Origin of the sequence: Micromonospora sp. LOL_023, assembly GCF_048060115.1 — a bacterium.
Lineage (GTDB): Bacteria > Actinomycetota > Actinomycetes > Mycobacteriales > Micromonosporaceae > Micromonospora_E.
In genome coordinates this window covers 36,861-52,621 of sequence record NZ_JBHMIM010000021.1, presented here as the reverse complement: position 1 = coordinate 52,621, position 15,761 = coordinate 36,861, and the positions used below count along the sequence as shown (strand labels likewise).

Annotated in this window: 15 protein-coding genes and 1 tRNA gene; 9 read left to right on the top strand and 7 right to left on the bottom strand. The window is 71.2% G+C overall.

From position 1 onward, the window contains the following. Positions 1 to 39: 39 nt before the first annotated feature. Positions 40 to 825 (bottom strand): DeoR/GlpR family DNA-binding transcription regulator, encoded by a 786-nt coding sequence (locus ACFHVL_RS13835; protein WP_416628131.1) that lies wholly within the window; start codon positions 823 to 825, stop codon positions 40 to 42. Between the two features lie 217 nt (positions 826 to 1,042). Between ACFHVL_RS13835 and ACFHVL_RS13830 the strand changes: the two genes are divergently transcribed. Genes ACFHVL_RS13830 through nagA form a run of 3 tightly spaced genes read left to right on the top strand, consistent with a single transcriptional unit; the run spans position 1,043 to position 4,079 of the window. Then, the gene (locus ACFHVL_RS13830) at positions 1,043 to 1,972 is read left to right on the top strand and encodes an SIS domain-containing protein (protein WP_416628130.1); all 930 of its coding nucleotides are present in this window, start codon (positions 1,043 to 1,045) and stop codon (positions 1,970 to 1,972) included. Next, complete coding sequence (locus ACFHVL_RS13825) at positions 1,969 to 2,958, top strand: ROK family protein (protein WP_416628129.1); 990 nt, start codon at positions 1,969 to 1,971, stop codon at positions 2,956 to 2,958. Before ACFHVL_RS13830 ends, ACFHVL_RS13825 begins: the two co-directional genes overlap by 4 nt. Continuing rightward, a complete protein-coding gene (nagA, locus tag ACFHVL_RS13820) occupies positions 2,952 to 4,079 on the top strand; it encodes an N-acetylglucosamine-6-phosphate deacetylase (RefSeq protein ID WP_416628128.1) in 1,128 nt (375 codons plus the stop codon). The genes ACFHVL_RS13825 and nagA overlap by 7 nt, the downstream gene beginning before the upstream one ends. Before the next feature lie 27 nt (positions 4,080 to 4,106). Here the strand turns inward: nagA and ACFHVL_RS13815 are convergent, their stop codons facing one another. Beyond that, entirely contained in the window at positions 4,107 to 4,904 is a 798-nt protein-coding gene (locus tag ACFHVL_RS13815; RefSeq protein ID WP_416628127.1) for a phosphatase PAP2 family protein, read from the bottom strand. Positions 4,905 to 5,068: 164 nt separating this feature from the next. Here ACFHVL_RS13815 and ACFHVL_RS13810 point away from each other — a divergent pair, with 164 nt between their 5' ends. Continuing rightward, the gene (locus ACFHVL_RS13810; RefSeq protein WP_416628126.1) at positions 5,069 to 6,289 is read left to right on the top strand and encodes a DUF4032 domain-containing protein; all 1,221 of its coding nucleotides are present in this window, start codon (positions 5,069 to 5,071) and stop codon (positions 6,287 to 6,289) included. A gap of 9 nt (positions 6,290 to 6,298) precedes the next feature. Here the strand turns inward: ACFHVL_RS13810 and ACFHVL_RS13805 are convergent, their stop codons facing one another. Next, a complete protein-coding gene (locus ACFHVL_RS13805) occupies positions 6,299 to 8,038 on the bottom strand; it encodes an NAD-binding protein (RefSeq protein ID WP_416628125.1) in 1,740 nt (579 codons plus the stop codon). Between the two features lie 128 nt (positions 8,039 to 8,166). Here ACFHVL_RS13805 and ACFHVL_RS13800 point away from each other — a divergent pair, with 128 nt between their 5' ends. Then, entirely contained in the window at positions 8,167 to 9,705 is a 1,539-nt protein-coding gene (locus tag ACFHVL_RS13800) for an FAD-dependent oxidoreductase (protein ID WP_416628123.1), read from the top strand. 31 nt (positions 9,706 to 9,736) lie between these two features. On the opposite strand, the gene ACFHVL_RS13795 is transcribed toward ACFHVL_RS13800, so the two are convergent. The 3 genes from ACFHVL_RS13795 to ACFHVL_RS13785 form a co-directional block, all read right to left on the bottom strand. Further along, entirely contained in the window at positions 9,737 to 10,441 is a 705-nt protein-coding gene (locus ACFHVL_RS13795; RefSeq protein WP_416628121.1) for a hypothetical protein, read from the bottom strand. Between the two features lie 224 nt (positions 10,442 to 10,665). Beyond that, positions 10,666 to 10,884, bottom strand: coding sequence for a winged helix-turn-helix domain-containing protein (locus ACFHVL_RS13790; protein WP_281551357.1), 219 nt, complete (start codon positions 10,882 to 10,884; stop codon positions 10,666 to 10,668). Positions 10,885 to 11,022: 138 nt separating this feature from the next. Beyond that, positions 11,023 to 11,298, bottom strand: coding sequence for a winged helix-turn-helix domain-containing protein (locus ACFHVL_RS13785; RefSeq protein ID WP_416628119.1), 276 nt, complete (start codon positions 11,296 to 11,298; stop codon positions 11,023 to 11,025). Between the two features lie 353 nt (positions 11,299 to 11,651). Here ACFHVL_RS13785 and ACFHVL_RS13780 point away from each other — a divergent pair, with 353 nt between their 5' ends. The 3 genes from ACFHVL_RS13780 to ACFHVL_RS13770 all read left to right on the top strand — a co-directional run bounded on the left by ACFHVL_RS13780 (position 11,652) and on the right by ACFHVL_RS13770 (position 14,101). Next, positions 11,652 to 12,056 (top strand): DivIVA domain-containing protein, encoded by a 405-nt coding sequence (locus ACFHVL_RS13780; protein WP_416628117.1) that lies wholly within the window; start codon positions 11,652 to 11,654, stop codon positions 12,054 to 12,056. Beyond that, positions 12,053 to 13,258, top strand: a complete 1,206-nt coding sequence (locus tag ACFHVL_RS13775) for a hypothetical protein (protein ID WP_416628116.1) — start codon at positions 12,053 to 12,055, stop codon at positions 13,256 to 13,258. Before ACFHVL_RS13780 ends, ACFHVL_RS13775 begins: the two co-directional genes overlap by 4 nt. Positions 13,259 to 13,399: 141 nt before the next feature. Continuing rightward, positions 13,400 to 14,101, top strand: a complete 702-nt coding sequence (locus ACFHVL_RS13770; protein ID WP_416628115.1) for a hypothetical protein — start codon at positions 13,400 to 13,402, stop codon at positions 14,099 to 14,101. Positions 14,102 to 14,166: 65 nt separating this feature from the next. Here ACFHVL_RS13770 and ACFHVL_RS13765 read toward each other — a convergent pair. Next, positions 14,167 to 14,243, bottom strand: a tRNA-Thr gene (locus ACFHVL_RS13765). Between the two features lie 330 nt (positions 14,244 to 14,573). On the opposite strand from ACFHVL_RS13765, the gene ACFHVL_RS13760 reads away from it, so the two are divergent. Beyond that, positions 14,574 to 15,665 carry an ABC transporter ATP-binding protein gene (locus ACFHVL_RS13760; RefSeq protein ID WP_416628114.1) on the top strand — a complete coding sequence of 364 codons (1,092 nt, stop codon included), beginning with the start codon at positions 14,574 to 14,576 and terminating at the stop codon, positions 15,663 to 15,665. Positions 15,666 to 15,761: the final 96 nt, after the last annotated feature.

Here is a 15,761-nt window from a genome sequence, read left to right as displayed (position 1 = left end):
CGGGACCAGCCGAGCCGATGGACCGACCAGGCCGGCTGATCAGGCTGTGACGACGGTCAGGCCGAGTTCGCGGAACGCTTCGACGGTCCGTGGGTCCGCGCCGGAGTCGGTGACCAGTGTGTCGACCCGGTCGATGGGACAGATGCGGGCGAAGGCGTGCCCGCCGAGCTTCGACGCGTCGGCGATGATCACCACCCGTTTGGCCCGGGCCACCATCAGCGCGTTCATCGACGCCTCGCCCTCGTGGTGGGCGGCGGCGCCGAGCTGCGGGTCGATCGCGTCGACGCCGAGCAGGGCGATGTCCAGGGTGACTTCCCGCAGCAGCGCCCCGCCGAGCGGCCCGACCAGCTCGAACGACTGCGGGCGGACCACGCCACCGGCGACGACGATCTTCATCCGGGAGCGGACCAGCAGCTCGTTGGCGATGTTCAGCGCGTTGGTCACCACGGTCAGTTGGGCACCGTCCGCGCTGGTGTTCAGATCCGGCCGTACGGCGAGCGCCCGGGCGACCTCGGTGGTGGTGGTGCCGCCGTTTAGCCCGACGACCGTGCCGGGTGTGACGAGGGCGGCGGCCGCCGCGCCGATGCGCTGCTTCTCCGCCGAGTTCTTGGCGGTCTTGTACCGCAGGGGCAGGTCGTAGGAGACGCCGTTGGCGACCGCGCCGCCCCTGGTCCGGGTGATCATCTGCTGCTGGGAAAGTTGGTCGAAGTCACGGCGGATGGTGGCCTGGGACACCTTGAGGCGGTCGGCGGCGTCTTCGACGGTGATCCGGCCGCTGTCGGTGAGCAGTTCCAGCAGCGCGTTCCAGCGCGCGTACCGGTCCATTCCGCCCCCTTTTCCCGCCTTCTCGCGCGTCGCTGCGCAGACGGTGACTATTTTGCTGCACACTAGTGCGCGAAACGCCGTTGCGCAAAACCTCTGTTTGCGCGATCTGACCAGGTTGTTGCCAGTTGATCGACCCCGCGAGCACAATGGCGCTCGAAAAGCTGTCGGTTCAAGCTGGAACGCGCAGCGGTTCCAGGGGTCAGCGAGGAGGATGGCGATGACGTTCGTCGACGCCGAGATCGCCAGCCAACCGGACTGCTGGCGCCACGCCGCCGACCAGGCGACCGGCGCGGGCACCGCCCTGCCCCGGCCCGGCGAGCGGGTCGCCGCCGTCGGCTGCGGCACCTCCTGGTTCATGGCGATGGCGTACGCCGGACTGCGGGAGCGGGCCGGCCACGGTGAGACCGACGCCTTCCAGGCCTCCGAGTTCCCGGCCGGGCGGTCCTACGACCGGGTGATCGCGATCAGCCGCTCCGGCACCACGACCGAGATCACCGACCTGCTCGGCGCCATCGACGACCGGCGGCGGACCACGGTGCTGGTCGGCGACCCGGGTTCGCCCGCCGCCCAACTCGCCGGGCACGTCGTCGCCCTGCCGTACGCCGACGAGCGCTCCGTCGTCCAGACCCGCTTCGCCACCAGCGTGCTGGCGTTGCTCCGCGCCCACCTGGGCGAGGAGATCGCGGCGATCGCCGCCGACGCCGAGGTGGCCGTCCGGGCACCACTGCCGATCAACCCGGCGATGATCGACCAGGCCACCTTCCTCGGCCGGGGATGGACCGTCGGGCTCGCCCACGAGGCCGCGCTGAAGTGCCGGGAAGCGGCGACGTTCTGGTCCGAGGCGTACCCGGCGATGGACTACCGGCACGGCCCGATCGCGATCGCCGGACCGCACCGGATGGTCTGGGCCTTCGGCGACATCCCGGACCACCTCGCCGACGACGTCGCGGCCACCGGCGCGGCCTTCGTACACAGCCGGACCAACGGGGTGTACGCGGTACTCGACCGGTGGGCCGCCGGCCGCCGCCCACTCGACCCGATGGCCGACCTGGTCCTCGCCCAGCGGTTCGCGGTCGCCCTCGCCGCCAGCCGAGGGCTCGACCCGGACAATCCCCGGCACCTGACCCGCTCGGTCGTCCGCACGTGACCCCAGCGGGGCCAGCGTCCACCGCCCGGCCGGACGGGCGGCACGCCGCACCGCCGGACGAGGTCGTCGTCGCATTGGACGTCGGCGGCACCAGCATCAAGGCTGCGCTGGTCGGGCGGGGCGACCGGGCGGTACGGCACCCGCGACGGCAGATCACCGGGGCTGCCCGGGGGCCGGCCGCCGTCATCGACACGATCTGCGACCTCGCCGGCCGGCTCGCCGACACCGCACGGGCCGACGGGCTCACCCCCGTCGCCGTCGGCATCGCCGTACCCGGCGTGGTCGACGAGACAGCCGGAGTGGCGGTCTGGTCGGCCAACCTCGGCCTGCGCGACGTACCGCTGCGGGATCTGGTGGCCGCGCGGACCGGCCTGCCGACGGCGCTCGGCCACGACGTACGCGCCGGTGGGGTGGCCGAGGCCCGGGTCGGCGCCGGACAGGGCAGCCGGCATGTGCTGTTCGTCGCGATCGGCACCGGCATCGCCGCCGCGGCCGTCGTCGACGGTGCCAGCTTCGCCGGTGCGCACGGCGCCGCCGGTGAACTCGGACACGTGGTGGTACGGCCCGGCGGAGCCCGGTGCGGCTGCCGACAGTCCGGCTGCCTGGAAGCCGTCGCCTCGGCTGCCGCCGTGGCCCGTCGGTACGCCGAACAGTCCGGCCGGACCCCGGACGGTGCCGCCGAAGTGGCCCGGCTGGCGGCGGCGGGCGATCCGCTCGCCGCCCAGGTGTGGCGCGAGACGGTCGACGCGCTCGCCGACGGTCTGCTGATCGGGCAGGCGATGTTCGACCCGGCGGTGGTGGTGCTCGGCGGTGGCCTGGCCGAGGCCGGCGACCAACTGCTCGGCCCGCTGGACGAGACGCTGCGGCAACGGGTCACCTTCCACCGGCTGCCCCGGCTGGTGGCGGCTGCGCTCGGCGACGAGGCCGGCTGCGTCGGTGCCGCGCTGCTCGCCTCGGATCTGGTCGAGAGGGGCACCCGGTGCTGATCCACGGCCGGCTGGTCACGCCGGACGGGGTGCTGGAGCACGGCCGGCTGACCATCGACCGCGACACGATCACCGCCGTCGAAGCTGTCCGGGACACGGATACGGATACCGAGGCGGGCACCGCAGCCGCGACCGGCTGGATCGTGCCGGGCTTCGTCGACATCCACCACCATGGCGGCGGCGGCCACACCGTCACCACCGGTGACGCCGACGCGACCCGCCGGGCGGCCGCCTTCCACCTGGCGCACGGCACCACCACCCTGCTGGCCAGCCTGGTCAGCTCACCGGTGGAGCTGATGCGCCACGCCGTCACCGCGTACGCCCCGCTGGTCGGTGACGGCACCCTCGCCGGCCTGCACTTCGAAGGACCGTATCTGTCCACTGTGCGGTGCGGGGCGCAGAATCCTGCGTACCTGCGCGACCCGGATCCGGCCGAGTTGGCCGCGCTGCTCGACCTGGGTGCCGGCAGTATCCGGATGGTGACCCTCGCACCGGAGCGCACCGGAGCGCTCGCCGCCATCGCGCGCCTGGTCGACGCCGGGGTGGTGGCCGCGATCGGCCACACCGACGCCAGCTACGACCAGACCCGGGCGGCGATCGACGCCGGCGCGAGCGTCGGTACGCACGTCTTCAACGGCATGCGGCCACCGCACCACCGCGAGCCAGGCCCGGTGTTCGCCCTGCTCGGCAATGCCCGGGTGGTCTGCGAACTGGTCGCCGACGGGGTGCACCTGCATGACGGCACCCTCGCGTTCGCCGCGTCGGTCACCGGCCCGCACCGGGCCGCGCTGATCACCGACGCGATGGCCGCCGCCGGCATGCCCGACGGCGGGTACGAGCTCGGCGGCCAGCCGGTGGTGGTCGCCGACTCGGTGGCCCGGCTGGCCCGGGACTCCTCGATCGCCGGCAGCACGCTCACCATGGACGCGGCGCTGCGCCGGGCCGTCGCCGCCGGTATCGACATCGTCGCCGCCGCCGCGATGGCGGCCACCACGCCGGCGGCGGCGATCGGGCTGGCCGGCACGGTCGGCGCGCTCGCCCCCGGTCTGCGGGCAGACCTGGTCGAGCTCGACGACGACCTGCGGGTCCGCCGGGTGCTGCGGGCCGGCGCCTGGGTGTAGGCCCGCCAGCGCCGACGACCTGCTGAGTCAGTCCAGGCCGGCGGGGCGGTCCAGGCCTGCGGGGCGGTCCAGGCCGGCGGGCAACCGCGACGGCAGCGGTACGGTGTCCCACGGCACCCGCTGCAGCAGACGCAGCAGCAGCCAGCCGAGCAGCAGGCCGGCGACCGAGTCGGTCAGCCAGTGATAGCCGAGGTAGACCGTGCTGCAGAAGAGGACCACCACCGGCAGGTACCGCAGCGCCAGGTAGCCGGGGAACGGCCGCCGGGCCGGGACCGGCCGCCCGTACGCCCGCCGCAGCGCGGTGATCAGCAGGGCGATCACCGCGTACCAGACGATCGTGTTGACGACGTGCCCGGACGGGTACGCCATGGCCGGGGTCGCCTCGGTGAACAGCCGCTCCGGGAACGGGTCGTCGAAATTGTGCGGGTAGGCCCTTGGCAGCAGCACCTTCATCGCGCCGACGCTGAGGTAGGTCACCACCACCGCCACGAGCACCGGCAACACCGGACGCACCGAGCGGACCCGCCGGGCCAGCCAGATCGCCAGCACGCCGGCGACCGGAATCAGCACCTGGCCGCCCTGGCCGAGGTAGTTCAAGACCCGGGCGACCCAGTACGCCGCCGTCGGCCGGTGTGCGTCGACCCAGTCCCGCACCGCCAGGTCGGTGTCGAGGAACACACCGGCGGCCAACGCAGCGGTCAGCCCGGCCAGAGCGGCGAGCAGCAGTACGTCGAACCACCAGCCGGCCGGCGTCGGGCCAGGTCGGCGAGGTGTGCCGGTGCCGGCTGCGGCGTGCGGTGGCGGGGCGGTGGTCGACTCGGGCACGTCGGCCAGGCTACCCAAGACCAGGCTGGCTGAGACCAGGCGTGAATATGTTGTGTCGCGGCGACGACAGGATGACGGCAGTACCACCCTATAAGTTGCAAATCACGATGAAGCGACAGTGTTAGCCAAGCCACGGTAGGCGGCATGCGGGCGGCGTACCCGTCATGCTTGACCCCGTGCGGATCACCTCGGCCCTTGTGGATCCGGCGTTGCTCGACCTGCCCTGGTCGACACCGCTGGAGCAGTGGCCTGCCGATCACCTGGTGGCGCTGCCGCAGGGCATCTCCCGGCACATCGTCCGGTTCGTGAGACTCGCCGGCACCGTCTACGCGGTCAAGGAGACCGGCGAGCGGGTCGCCGAACGCGAATACGACCTGCTCCGCGCCCTGGAACGGATCGACTTCCCATCGGTGGAGGCGGTCGCCATCGTCGCCGACCGCACCGACGCCGACGGTGAACCACTCGACCCGGTGCTGATCACCCGGCACCTGCAGTTCTCCCTGCCGTACCGGGCGCTGTTCTCCAACCAGCTCCGCCCGGAGACCCTGGCCAGGCTGCTCGACGCGCTCGCCGCGCTGATCGTCCGGATGCACCTGACCGGCTTCTTCTGGGGCGACTGCTCCCTGTCGAACACCCTGTTCCGCCGGGACGCTGGCGCGTTCGCCGCCTACCTGGTCGACGCCGAGACCGGGGCGCTGCGCCCCGCGCTGTCCAACGGCCAGCGCGGCGAGGACCTGGAGATCGCCCGGGTCAACATCTTCGGCGAGGCGCTCGACCTGCAGGCCGCCGGCCTGCTGCACGAGTCGATCGACCCGGAGACGGTCGCCGACGAGGTCGTCGCCCGCTACGAACGCCTCTGGCACGAGATCACCTACGAGCAGCACGTCGAGCGCGAGTCGCGGCACGACATCGAACGGCGGATCCGCCGACTCAACGAGCTCGGCTTCGACGTCGCCGAGGTCGCCATGTCGCTCGTCGACCGCGGCTCATACCTGGTCCGGCCGAAGGTCGTCGACGCCGGCTACCACAGCCGGCGGTTGCTGCGGCTGACCGGGCTGGACGCCGAGGAGAACCAGGCCCGCCGGCTGCTCAACGACCTCGACGCGTACCGGGCGGAGAGCGATCTCACCGACGAACAGCAGGCCGCGCACCGCTGGCTGACCGAGGTGTTCGAGCCGGTGGTCCGGGCGGTGCCGGCCCACCTGCGCCGCAAGGTCGAGCCGTCGGAGCTGTTCGCCCAGGTCATCGAGCACCGGTGGCGGCTGTCCGAGCAGGCCGGGCGCGACGTCGGACTGGCCCCGGCGGTCCAGTCGTTCCTCGCCGACGTGCTGGTGCACTACCCCGACGAGCAGGCCGTACTCGGCGCCGAGGTGCCGGCCGCCTGACCGCCGAGGTCACGCCGCCTGCTCCGGGTCGGCCGCCTGCTTGAGCAGCCAACTCAGCCCGGACCGCCGGGCCACCACCGTGATCCGGTCCCGGGCGTGCAGCCGGAAACCCGAATTCGGCAGCCAGATCGGCCCCGGCTCGCCGAAGTGGGCGAACGCGATGACCCGTACGCCCGGATTTGTCCCGGCGGCGGCGAGCGTCCGACCGTCCAGGGCCGATCCGGCGGCGACGATCACCTCGGCGACCAGCAGGACGTGCCGGCCGACCGGGATCGTCGCGATCACCTCCCGGTCCATCAGCGCGGCGGCGAACGCCGGCGCCGCGAGGTAGGAGACACTGCGTGAGATGCCGATGTTGAAGGTCCGCTGGATCCGGCCGGCGAACTCGCCGTCGAACAACCGCAGCACGACGTGCACCTCGCTGTTGAGCTCCCGGGCGTAGAGAGCGGCCTGCAGGTTCGTCACGTCGTCGGTGGAGACGATCACCAACGCCCGGCAGGTCGCCACCGAGGCACTGCGCAGGATCTCCTCCTGCGAGCCGTCACCGATGATCAAGGAGATGCCCAGGTCCCGGGCGATCGACGCGCCGCGCGCCTGCGGATCCTTGTCCACCCCGACCACCTCGACACCCAGGTCGTGCAGCTGCCACATCACCCGGGTACCGACGTTGCCCAACCCGACCACGACCACATGACCGCCGCGTTCCGCCCGGGTCCGTTGGTCGGTATACGCCAGCCGGGCGTTCACCACCGCGTCCACCACCGCAGCGGTCAGCAACGGGATCAACGCCAGCCCGGCCAGACTCAGCACCACCTGCATGATCTGCACGGGCGCCGACTTGCCCAGGTCCGGATCGGCGCCGCTGAGCGTCATCACCACGGTCAGATAGACCGCCTCGGCGACGCTGACCCCCTCCGCGCGGGACAGCAGCATCCCGAATAGCACCACCACGGCAAGTACGCCGATCGTCGCGATGCCGATCTTGCGGGTCGCGAAGGAGCGCAGCGCCCGCGCCGGTTCCCGCCACACCCGGGCGCGCTGGCGGGCCCGGGAGATGCGCCGCGCCGCCCGGACCGGCCCGGCCTGTGCCCCAGCCGCCTCTGCCAACACCAGATCGGCGCTGGCGGAGTCGGCCGGCAGCACCCGGGGACCGTGGGCGTCGCGTAGGTCCGCCAACCCGCAGATGACGTGCTCGGCCCGCACCTCGTCCCGGGCGGCCACGTGCAGGGTGCGGCCGCCGTGGCGGAAATGGGTCGGTGACACCACCCCGAGCGCCGCCGCGACGAAGGCCGGGGCCGCCATCGACGCGTCGGAGAGCACCTCGCAGTCGACGAACAACCGCTTCACCCGGCTGCCCAACCGGGTGTTGAACATCCGCATCACCACCCGCAGGTTCGGCTCCACCTCCTGCGCGCAGAGCGCCGAGTTGATGTTGCCGACGTCGTCCTGGGCCAGCAACGCCAGACCCCGCGCACCAACCAACCCGGCCGACCGGAACGTGTGTTCGGTGAGCCGGTCGGCCCGCAGCAGCCGAATCCCCTTGATCGACCGCATGTCGGGTCCGTCGGGCCGCAGCCGGGTCGGCACGATCACCGTGACCGCTGCGGACGCGGCGACCAACTCGTTGACCACACGGAACGCCAGTGGATCCTGCCCGCAGACGACGTAGTGCGGGCGGTTGTCACCATTGCTCCGCAGCCGTCCGCCGACGACTCGACGGGCACGATCACGCCAAGGGTCGGCAGCCATGCCCCGGATGGTAGCCATCGACGGCACGCGCGAGGTGTCCCAAAGCCGCCTGCGGCACCCGACTGCCCGGCACACTGGACCAGTGCCGACCGGCACACTGGACCGGTCACGCGGCGGAAGGAGAAACGTTGGGACTGTCCCGAGCGGTCGGCCGGCTCCTCGGCGTACGGTCCGAACTGGTGCCGGCCGACCAGGCCGGCACCGACCACGTCGCCGCCGGCACCGACGCGTTGGTGGTCGGAGGCGGCATCGCCGGCATGTCCGCGGCGATCGTCCTGGCCGAACGCGGCGTACGGGTGACAGTGCTCGAACGCGCCGCCCAACTCGGTGGCCGGCTGGCCAGCTGGCCGGAAACGCTCGACGACGGCACCGTCCAACCCGTCGACCACGGTTTCCACGCCTTCTTCCGTCAGTACTACAACTGGCGGGCGATCCTGCGGCGGGCCGACCCGGCGCTGCGGATGCTGCATCCGGTCGACGGCTACCCGGTGTGGTCGGCGCGATGGCCGACGGAGGAGTTCGGCCGGCTGCCGACCACCCCGCCGCTGAGCCTGCTCGCGCTGCTGCTGCGCAGCCCGAGCCTGCGGCTACGCGAGCTGCGCACGATGGACCGGCAGGCCGCGCTGCAGCTGCTGGCCTACCATCCTGACCGGACGTACGCGGAGCTCGACCGGCGCACCGCCGCCGACCTGCTGGACTCGCTGCGCCTGCCGGACCGGGCCCGCGCGATGCTGTTCGAGGTCTTCTCCCACTCGTTCTTCAACCACGAGCGGGACATGTCGGCCGCCGAGCTGGTGGCCAACTTCCACTTCTACTTCCTGGGCAACCCGGAGGGGCTCGGTTTCGACGCACCGGATCTCGACTACGACACCGCCATCTGGCAGCCGCTGCTGGAGCAGCTGCGCCGGCACGGCGGCCGGGTGGTCACCGGCGACGAGGCCCGGACGATCACGCCCCGGCGGGCCAACGGCTGGCAGGTACGGTGCGCCTCCGGTGCCGCGCACACCGCCCGGTACGTGGTGCTGGCCGTCGACCCGCCGGCGCTACGGACCTTGCTGACCGACTCGCCCCGGTTGGCCGAGTCGGCGCCGACCCTGGCCGACCAGATCGACGGGCTGGGCGTCGGACCGCCGTACGCGGTCGCCCGGCTCTGGCTCGGTGGGGACGTCGCGCCCGACCGGCCGGTGTTCAGCGGGGTGTCGCGCCAGCCGACCCTGGACTCGGTCACCCTCTACCACCGGCTGGAGCAGCAGGCCCGCCGGTGGGCGCAACGCAGTCGGGGCGCGGTGCTGGAGTTGCATGCGTACGCCTGCCCGGAGCAGACGCCGGCCGAGGTGCTCGCCGAGCGGATGCGCACCGAGCTGGCGGCGCTCTGGCCGGAGGTGGCCGACCTGCCGGTGGTACGGACGCAGGCGCGGGTGCAGGCGCAGGCACCGGCGTTCGCACCGGGGGCGGCAGCGAGCCGGCCCGGGGTGACGACCGACGCGGACGGGCTGTTCCTGGCCGGCGACGGGATCGGCACCGATCTGCCGAGCGCGTTGATGGAACGGGCCGCGGTGACCGGCATCCTCGCTGCGAACCACATCCTGCGCCGGGAAGGTGCCGCCACCGAGCCGCTGCGGACCATCCGACGGTACGGCCTACTCGCCCACAGATCGGGCGAGTAGGCCGTGTTCAGCAGTAGTCGGTGCTCCAGGCTCAGCTGGTCTGCTCGACCGCGTCCCGGATCTCGACGAGCGCGGCGCCGGCTTCCGCACCGGTGCTGAAGTAGAACACGTACAGCACCAGGGCTCCGCGGCTCGACCAGACGCAGACCCCACCGGGGACGCCTTCGAGGTCGGCGTCGCCGCACCGCGCGGTGCCGCCCTTCGGACCGGCGTCGACGTCGGTGATGTTGGTCATCCCGAGGCCCATCGCGTCGCCTTCGGTGGCGTCGGCCAGCTCCTGCTCCGGGTCGGCCATCACGCCGGAGACACCGGCGATCATCACCAGGTTCTCCTGCTCGACGTCGCCGTAGAACGCACCGATGGAGCTGGTCGACTCGGGCACGTCGGCCGCCAGCCCGGCGCCCATCTCCTCGGCGAGGCTCTGGAACTCGGCGTCGGCGTTGAGGTCGCGGCCGGCGATGGTGTCCGGGGTGACCAGGCGGGTCTGGGTCGCCTCGAGGACTTCACCGACGGTGTCCTTGACCGCGAAGTAGGTGATGGCCGACCCGCCGATGCAGAGCAGCAGCACGGCGGCGAGCACGATCAGGATGATCTTGCCGGCCTTGGACTTCTTGGGCGGTGCGGCCATCGGCGCAACCGGCTGGCCGGGGTACGCCGGGCCCGGGGCGGCGCCAGCCGGCGGCACCGGCTGCCCGTCAGGCGCACCCGGATACTGCGGCGTTGAGGGGTCAGACATGTTCTACCTACTCCTTGAAGAGGGCCCCCGTGGGCGCCTGTCGAAACAGGCAGCTTGGAGCGGGCTGGCAACCTGCTGTACGCAGGGCCGGCTGATGCTATCGGAGCCAGGCGACAAGAGGTCTGCCCCGGAAGGACGATCGGGCTCGGATCACCATCGAACCGTGACCTTGTAGGCCGGCAGAGCCCAGCCAATTGGTTGCGACACGGCGAAGTCGTCTACCCCTACTTCGGTTCGGCCACGAAGACGCCGACTCCTTCGAGGGTCTCGGTCAGCCCGGTGGCACGCAGGATCATCATCGCCTTGCCGACGACGGTGTCCGACACGTCGTACTCGCGACAGAGCTGGGACCGACTGGGCAGCTTGGTGCCCGGTGGCCACTCGCCAGACTCAATCTTCGCTCGGAGTTCGTCGGCAAGAACTTGGTACTGCTGCTTGGGCATACACACCCCCCGGATGGCATGCCCATTTGATCACGCCCTGGTTGCCGACCACGTCGATCTGCTCGGGGAAGCCTCGCCGACGAACGATCTCCACAGTCCTCGTCCGTGACACGCCCCCGAGCATCGTGGCGAGTCCTGTCAGATTTCGAACTCCGGCTCGTCATCGTCGTCGTCACTGTCGGGCAGCAGCCACCGGTCGCGGGGCTCGACAAAGGTGCCCTTGCCCTGGTGGCGCCGGACCAGCCGACGTGCTTCCAGCCGCACGAGCACCATTTTGATGGTCGTGGCACCGACCGTGTAGCGCTTGCTCATTTCGGCAATCGAGGGCAGCTTCTCCCCCGGCTTGAGCCGGCCGCTGACGATCGCGGCGGCGTAGGCATCCGAAATCCGGACATAGTCGGGCTGCGTGGGCAATTGAGTCTCCTTGCACGGCAACCCGATTCGATCACGAAACACGTGACTGCGACAAGGACTCGTTGACATAGGCGACTTAGCCGCCTATGTTTCTGGCGAGCACTCCTTGCACGGCAGCTTGGGGCGCTCACCTCCGGTCGGGGCGTGCAGCGAGTCATGCCGTTGGGCGTCCCGGCCCCGAAAGTTTGCCCTGGTCGCCGTACCGCCAAGGAAGGCTGCGGCGATTGGCGGCAGGGGTGGCCCCGCCGGCAACGGCAAGCGGCAGGGCCACCCCATCCACCCGTACCCGGCACCGGGCACTACCCGCACCACAAACGAGCGAGGCAGACCACAGCCAAGGGGAGGAACACGTGATGCGAGAGCTCTGGCGACGCTGGCAACTGCGCTGGCAACGACGCAAGATGGCGACCACACCGCCGGCCACCTGGCCGAACGGCGGCGGCAACGGCGTCTACCGGGCACCCGGCAGCACCGCTGGCCGCAACCAGCGGGCGGCGGCGTACCGGCCGATCCGACCCTGGCAGATCCGCAGCCAGCGCTTCCCGACGGTCAGCCGACGCGGCGGCGGCCGCGGCCTGGACCCCGCCGAAGTCGCCGCGTTCCTCGACCGCGTCGCCCACGACCTCGGCATCCTGTACGCCGAGCTGGACCGCACGTGGGAGCAGAACGACCGGATCAAGGACGCGCTGCGCCGCTGGCAGTCCACCCAGGCAACCCTGAGCCAGTCCAGCGCCTACCCGGCGGGCGTGCACCGGTGACCGGGCCGACACCACCAGCGGGCGGGGCAGTCACCATCGTCAACTGCCCCGCCTGCACCACCAAAGCCCCCGGTGCCGCGGACTGTCGCCGCTGCGGCGGCCACGGCAAACGGCGCGCACAGCTCGTCCTAACCGTCGCGAACATCGACACCGGAGCCGTCACCTCCGCCAACGTGACGCCCGGCTCGATCTTGCCGACCCGCGACGCCGACAACCTCTTCTGGTGCCTCGATCTGACCCCGGTCGTCGCCGACCTCGCCGACCAAGTCGGCGCCACTCACATCTACGAGCCGGACCAGCCCGACGACCCGGTCTTCGCCCCGTGGACCGACCTGCCGGATGGTTGGCAGCCCGACCTGCCCGCCGCGCAACGTCTCGCCTACGAAACCGAGGCGATCGTCGACGAGGCCCGCGACCCGTGGCAGATCTGGCTCGGACGTAGCACCGAACCGCCACCTGCCGACCCGGCACGCCGGCTCGCCAACCTCTGCGAAGTCGCCGAACTACTCTGCCTCGACCTGGTCATCGAAGCCCGCCGAACCACACCCGACAGTGACAGGCTCGGCTGGGACGTACGCTTCGAACTGCCCGGCAGCCCGGCCGGTGACCGCCTTGCCCCCTGGTCCGACCTGGCCGAAGCCACCGTCATGACCACCGTGACCCGGGCCGCCGCGAACCTGGCCGAGCACGGCCGGCACGCCCCCGCCCACTACATCGCCCCCCGCACCGGCAACGCCCACGGCGGCCCCGGCACCAGGGACATCACGAGCCTCGGCCCGCCCAAGGTCGACGTCGACCAGCTCGAACGCCGCATTCTCGCCGACTGCACCACCCTGCTGACCGGCGAGCCGACACCCGGCGCGCACGCCATCTGGCGCGACGGTCGCTGGTGGCACACCACGCTGCGGCTTGCAGGCAAGGCCGCACACCGGGCCTGGCAGCCGCCTCCGCCCTCATGGCAGGGCCCACCGATCCCGTACGCCCCGTGCCCGAGCTGCCCGCCCACCCCTGACCTGAGCCTCTGCCAGTGCCCCCGGATCGGCGGCTGCCTCACCTGCCACGGCACCCACCGGATTTTCCACGGCACTGCCATCTCCATCTTCGACGGTGGCCGCCGGGTCCGACACCTCACCTGGCCAACCCCACACCACCCCACCGAGTACGCCGCCCTACCCGTCGTCACCCCGCCGGTCGACACCTAGTCCAGTAGTCAACTCGTCCGCCAACTGCCGCCGGAGTACCAACTCCGGCCTCAGCTCACCGCACTGGGCCTCGACCCGGACGGCATCGCACCACTGATCGACGCCAGCTACCTGCCGGAGCACGATCTACTCGACGGCCGTGTGTGCCTGCCCGACGCCGACGCCGATCCGCTGGAGACCTACCTGCGGCAAGTCACCACTGGGCAGCCCGGCGGCCGGATCCTCTTACAGGCCGCCCCGCCGGCCGCCCCGTCGCTGGCCACCATGGTCAGGCTCGTGCACGTTCTCGGCTTGGTCGTTGCGCTGTCCGTCGCCGACCACCGCGCCAATGCAGGTGCGCCCCACCTCGTACAAGGGCTTCGTTGGGGTGCCCGCGTCGCACCACCCGAAGCCACCACCGACCTACTCCGCTGGGTGCCGGGCGCGCATCACCGCACCGTCTCCCGTGCCGTCGACCGTGCCCTGCGCGATCTCCGCAACGCCAGCGACCGCGCTGTGCCCACCGACCCGTACACCGCGATCCTGACACCCACCAACAACAACACCGTCGGTGTTGATGTTGGTCACCCCCGTGACGTGCTCGCTGGCCAGGACGATCCGGTGCTCCTACTCACCACGCTTGCCGCCAAGTACCCCGGTGTGACGCTCACCGTGCTCCTCACCCCGGACCGTTGCAAAGTACAGCTACCGCGAGAATCGCGGCCATCTGCCGAAACCAACGCGGGCCCTCGCAAGGTCGTCTTCACCGCCCCGACGCTCGCCGAAGCAGTCGCCGCCGCTGGCTCCGCGCCCCTTGAACCCGCCGACGTACCCGCAGCGCAGGGCAGAAACGACGACAGCTGAGACTGGAACCGAGACGACGCGGGTCACCGGGGTTGCCGGTGGCCCGCGTTGGTGCTCTTGGGGAATGGAGCCCCCGGCCGGGATCGAACCGGCGACATCTCGCTTACAAGGCGAGTGCTCTGGCCATCTGAGCTACAGGGGCAGTGTCGTACAGGGTCAGCATAGCCACTGACGTGGCGTTACCGCCGCATCGGCCGGTCCGTCCTATCGATCTTTCCCGCTGCCGGCCGGCCCGTGGCGACCGAGACCTCGACGGAGGGTAGCGATTCCCACCCTGGGTTACGTTATGTCCTGAATCTGCGGTACCGGCAGGCCGCTCCGGTCTTGGCAGCCGACCAAATCCCGTTTACCGTGGCGTGACACGAACGACACGTGGCCTCCAGCCAGGTGCGTCGTGGGCCGGCGGACACGCCGGTCGCTCCTTCACTCGGATCGTCCGGCACGTTCCTGCCGGTGGAGAGGAAGCATCACCATGGCTACGGTCACCTACGACCAGGCGTCCCGGATCTACGCGGGCACCGAACGCCCCGCCGTCAACAACCTGAACCTCGAGATCGGTGACGGCGAGTTCCTGGTACTGGTCGGTCCCTCCGGCTGCGGCAAGTCCACCAGCCTGCGGATGCTCGCCGGCCTGGAGGACGTCGACGACGGTCGCATCCTGATCGACGACCGCGACGTCACGCACCTGCCGCCCAAGGCTCGCGACATCGCGATGGTCTTCCAGAACTACGCGCTCTACCCGCACATGACTGTGTACGAGAACATGGCCTTCGCGCTGAAGCTGCGCCGGACCTCTAAGTCGGAGATCGACCAGCGGGTCAAGAAGGCCGCCGCCCTGCTGCAGTTGGAGGAGTACCTCAACCGCAAGCCGAAGGCGCTCTCCGGTGGTCAGCGCCAGCGGGTCGCGATGGGCCGGGCGATCGTCCGGGAGCCGCAGGTCTTCCTGATGGACGAGCCGCTGTCGAACCTCGACGCGAAGCTGCGGGTGCAGACCCGTACCCAGATCGCCTCGCTGCAGGCCAACCTTGGCGTCACCACCGTCTACGTCACGCACGACCAGGTCGAGGCGATGACGATGGGCCACCGGGTGGCGGTGCTGCTCGACGGCGTGCTGCAGCAGGTCGACACCCCGCGGAACCTGTACGACGTACCGGCGAACGTCTTCGTCGCCGGCTTCATGGGCTCGCCTGCGATGAACATCAAGACGGTCCCGCTGACCGACCAGGGTGCGCTCTTCGCCGATCTGACCCTGCAGCTCAGCCGCCAGCAGGTCGAGGCGGCCAGGGCCGACGGCGGCGCCAACCAGGTGACCGTCGGTTTCCGCCCGGAGGACTGCGACCTGGTCAGCCCGACCGAGGGCGGCATGCCGCTGGTGGTCGAGTTGGTCGAGGACCTCGGTTCGGACGCCAACGTCTACGGCCATGCCACGCTCGACGGCGCCTCGGAGCGGTTCGTGGTGCGCACCGACCGGCGGCACATGCCGGCCATGAACGACACCGTGTTCGTCCGGCCGCGTCCGGGCCAGCACCACGTCTTCCACGCCGAGCACGGCCGGCGGCTCTGACCCACGCCGCTGACAGCTGACGCTGTCCGGTAACTGCTACGTCGAACGGCCGGCCTCCCGATCGGGAGGCCGGCCGTCTCGGCTGTCACATTGGAC

Excerpts from the sequence above, each read along its gene's own strand:
- ACFHVL_RS13780 (WP_416628117.1), top strand. The coding sequence starts at position 11,652 with ATGCGAGAGCTCTGGCGACGCTGGCAACTGCGCTGGCAACGACGCAAG.
- ACFHVL_RS13810 (WP_416628126.1), top strand. The coding sequence starts at position 5,069 with ATGCTTGACCCCGTGCGGATCACCTCGGCCCTTGTGGATCCGGCGTTG.
- ACFHVL_RS13790 (WP_281551357.1), bottom strand. The coding sequence starts at position 10,884 with ATGCCCAAGCAGCAGTACCAAGTTCTTGCCGACGAACTCCGAGCGAAG.
- ACFHVL_RS13795 (WP_416628121.1), bottom strand. The coding sequence starts at position 10,441 with ATGTCTGACCCCTCAACGCCGCAGTATCCGGGTGCGCCTGACGGGCAG.
- ACFHVL_RS13805 (WP_416628125.1), bottom strand. The coding sequence starts at position 8,038 with ATGGCTGCCGACCCTTGGCGTGATCGTGCCCGTCGAGTCGTCGGCGGA.
- ACFHVL_RS13830 (WP_416628130.1), top strand. The coding sequence starts at position 1,043 with ATGACGTTCGTCGACGCCGAGATCGCCAGCCAACCGGACTGCTGGCGC.
- ACFHVL_RS13835 (WP_416628131.1), bottom strand. The coding sequence starts at position 825 with ATGGACCGGTACGCGCGCTGGAACGCGCTGCTGGAACTGCTCACCGAC.
- ACFHVL_RS13760 (WP_416628114.1), top strand. The coding sequence starts at position 14,574 with ATGGCTACGGTCACCTACGACCAGGCGTCCCGGATCTACGCGGGCACC.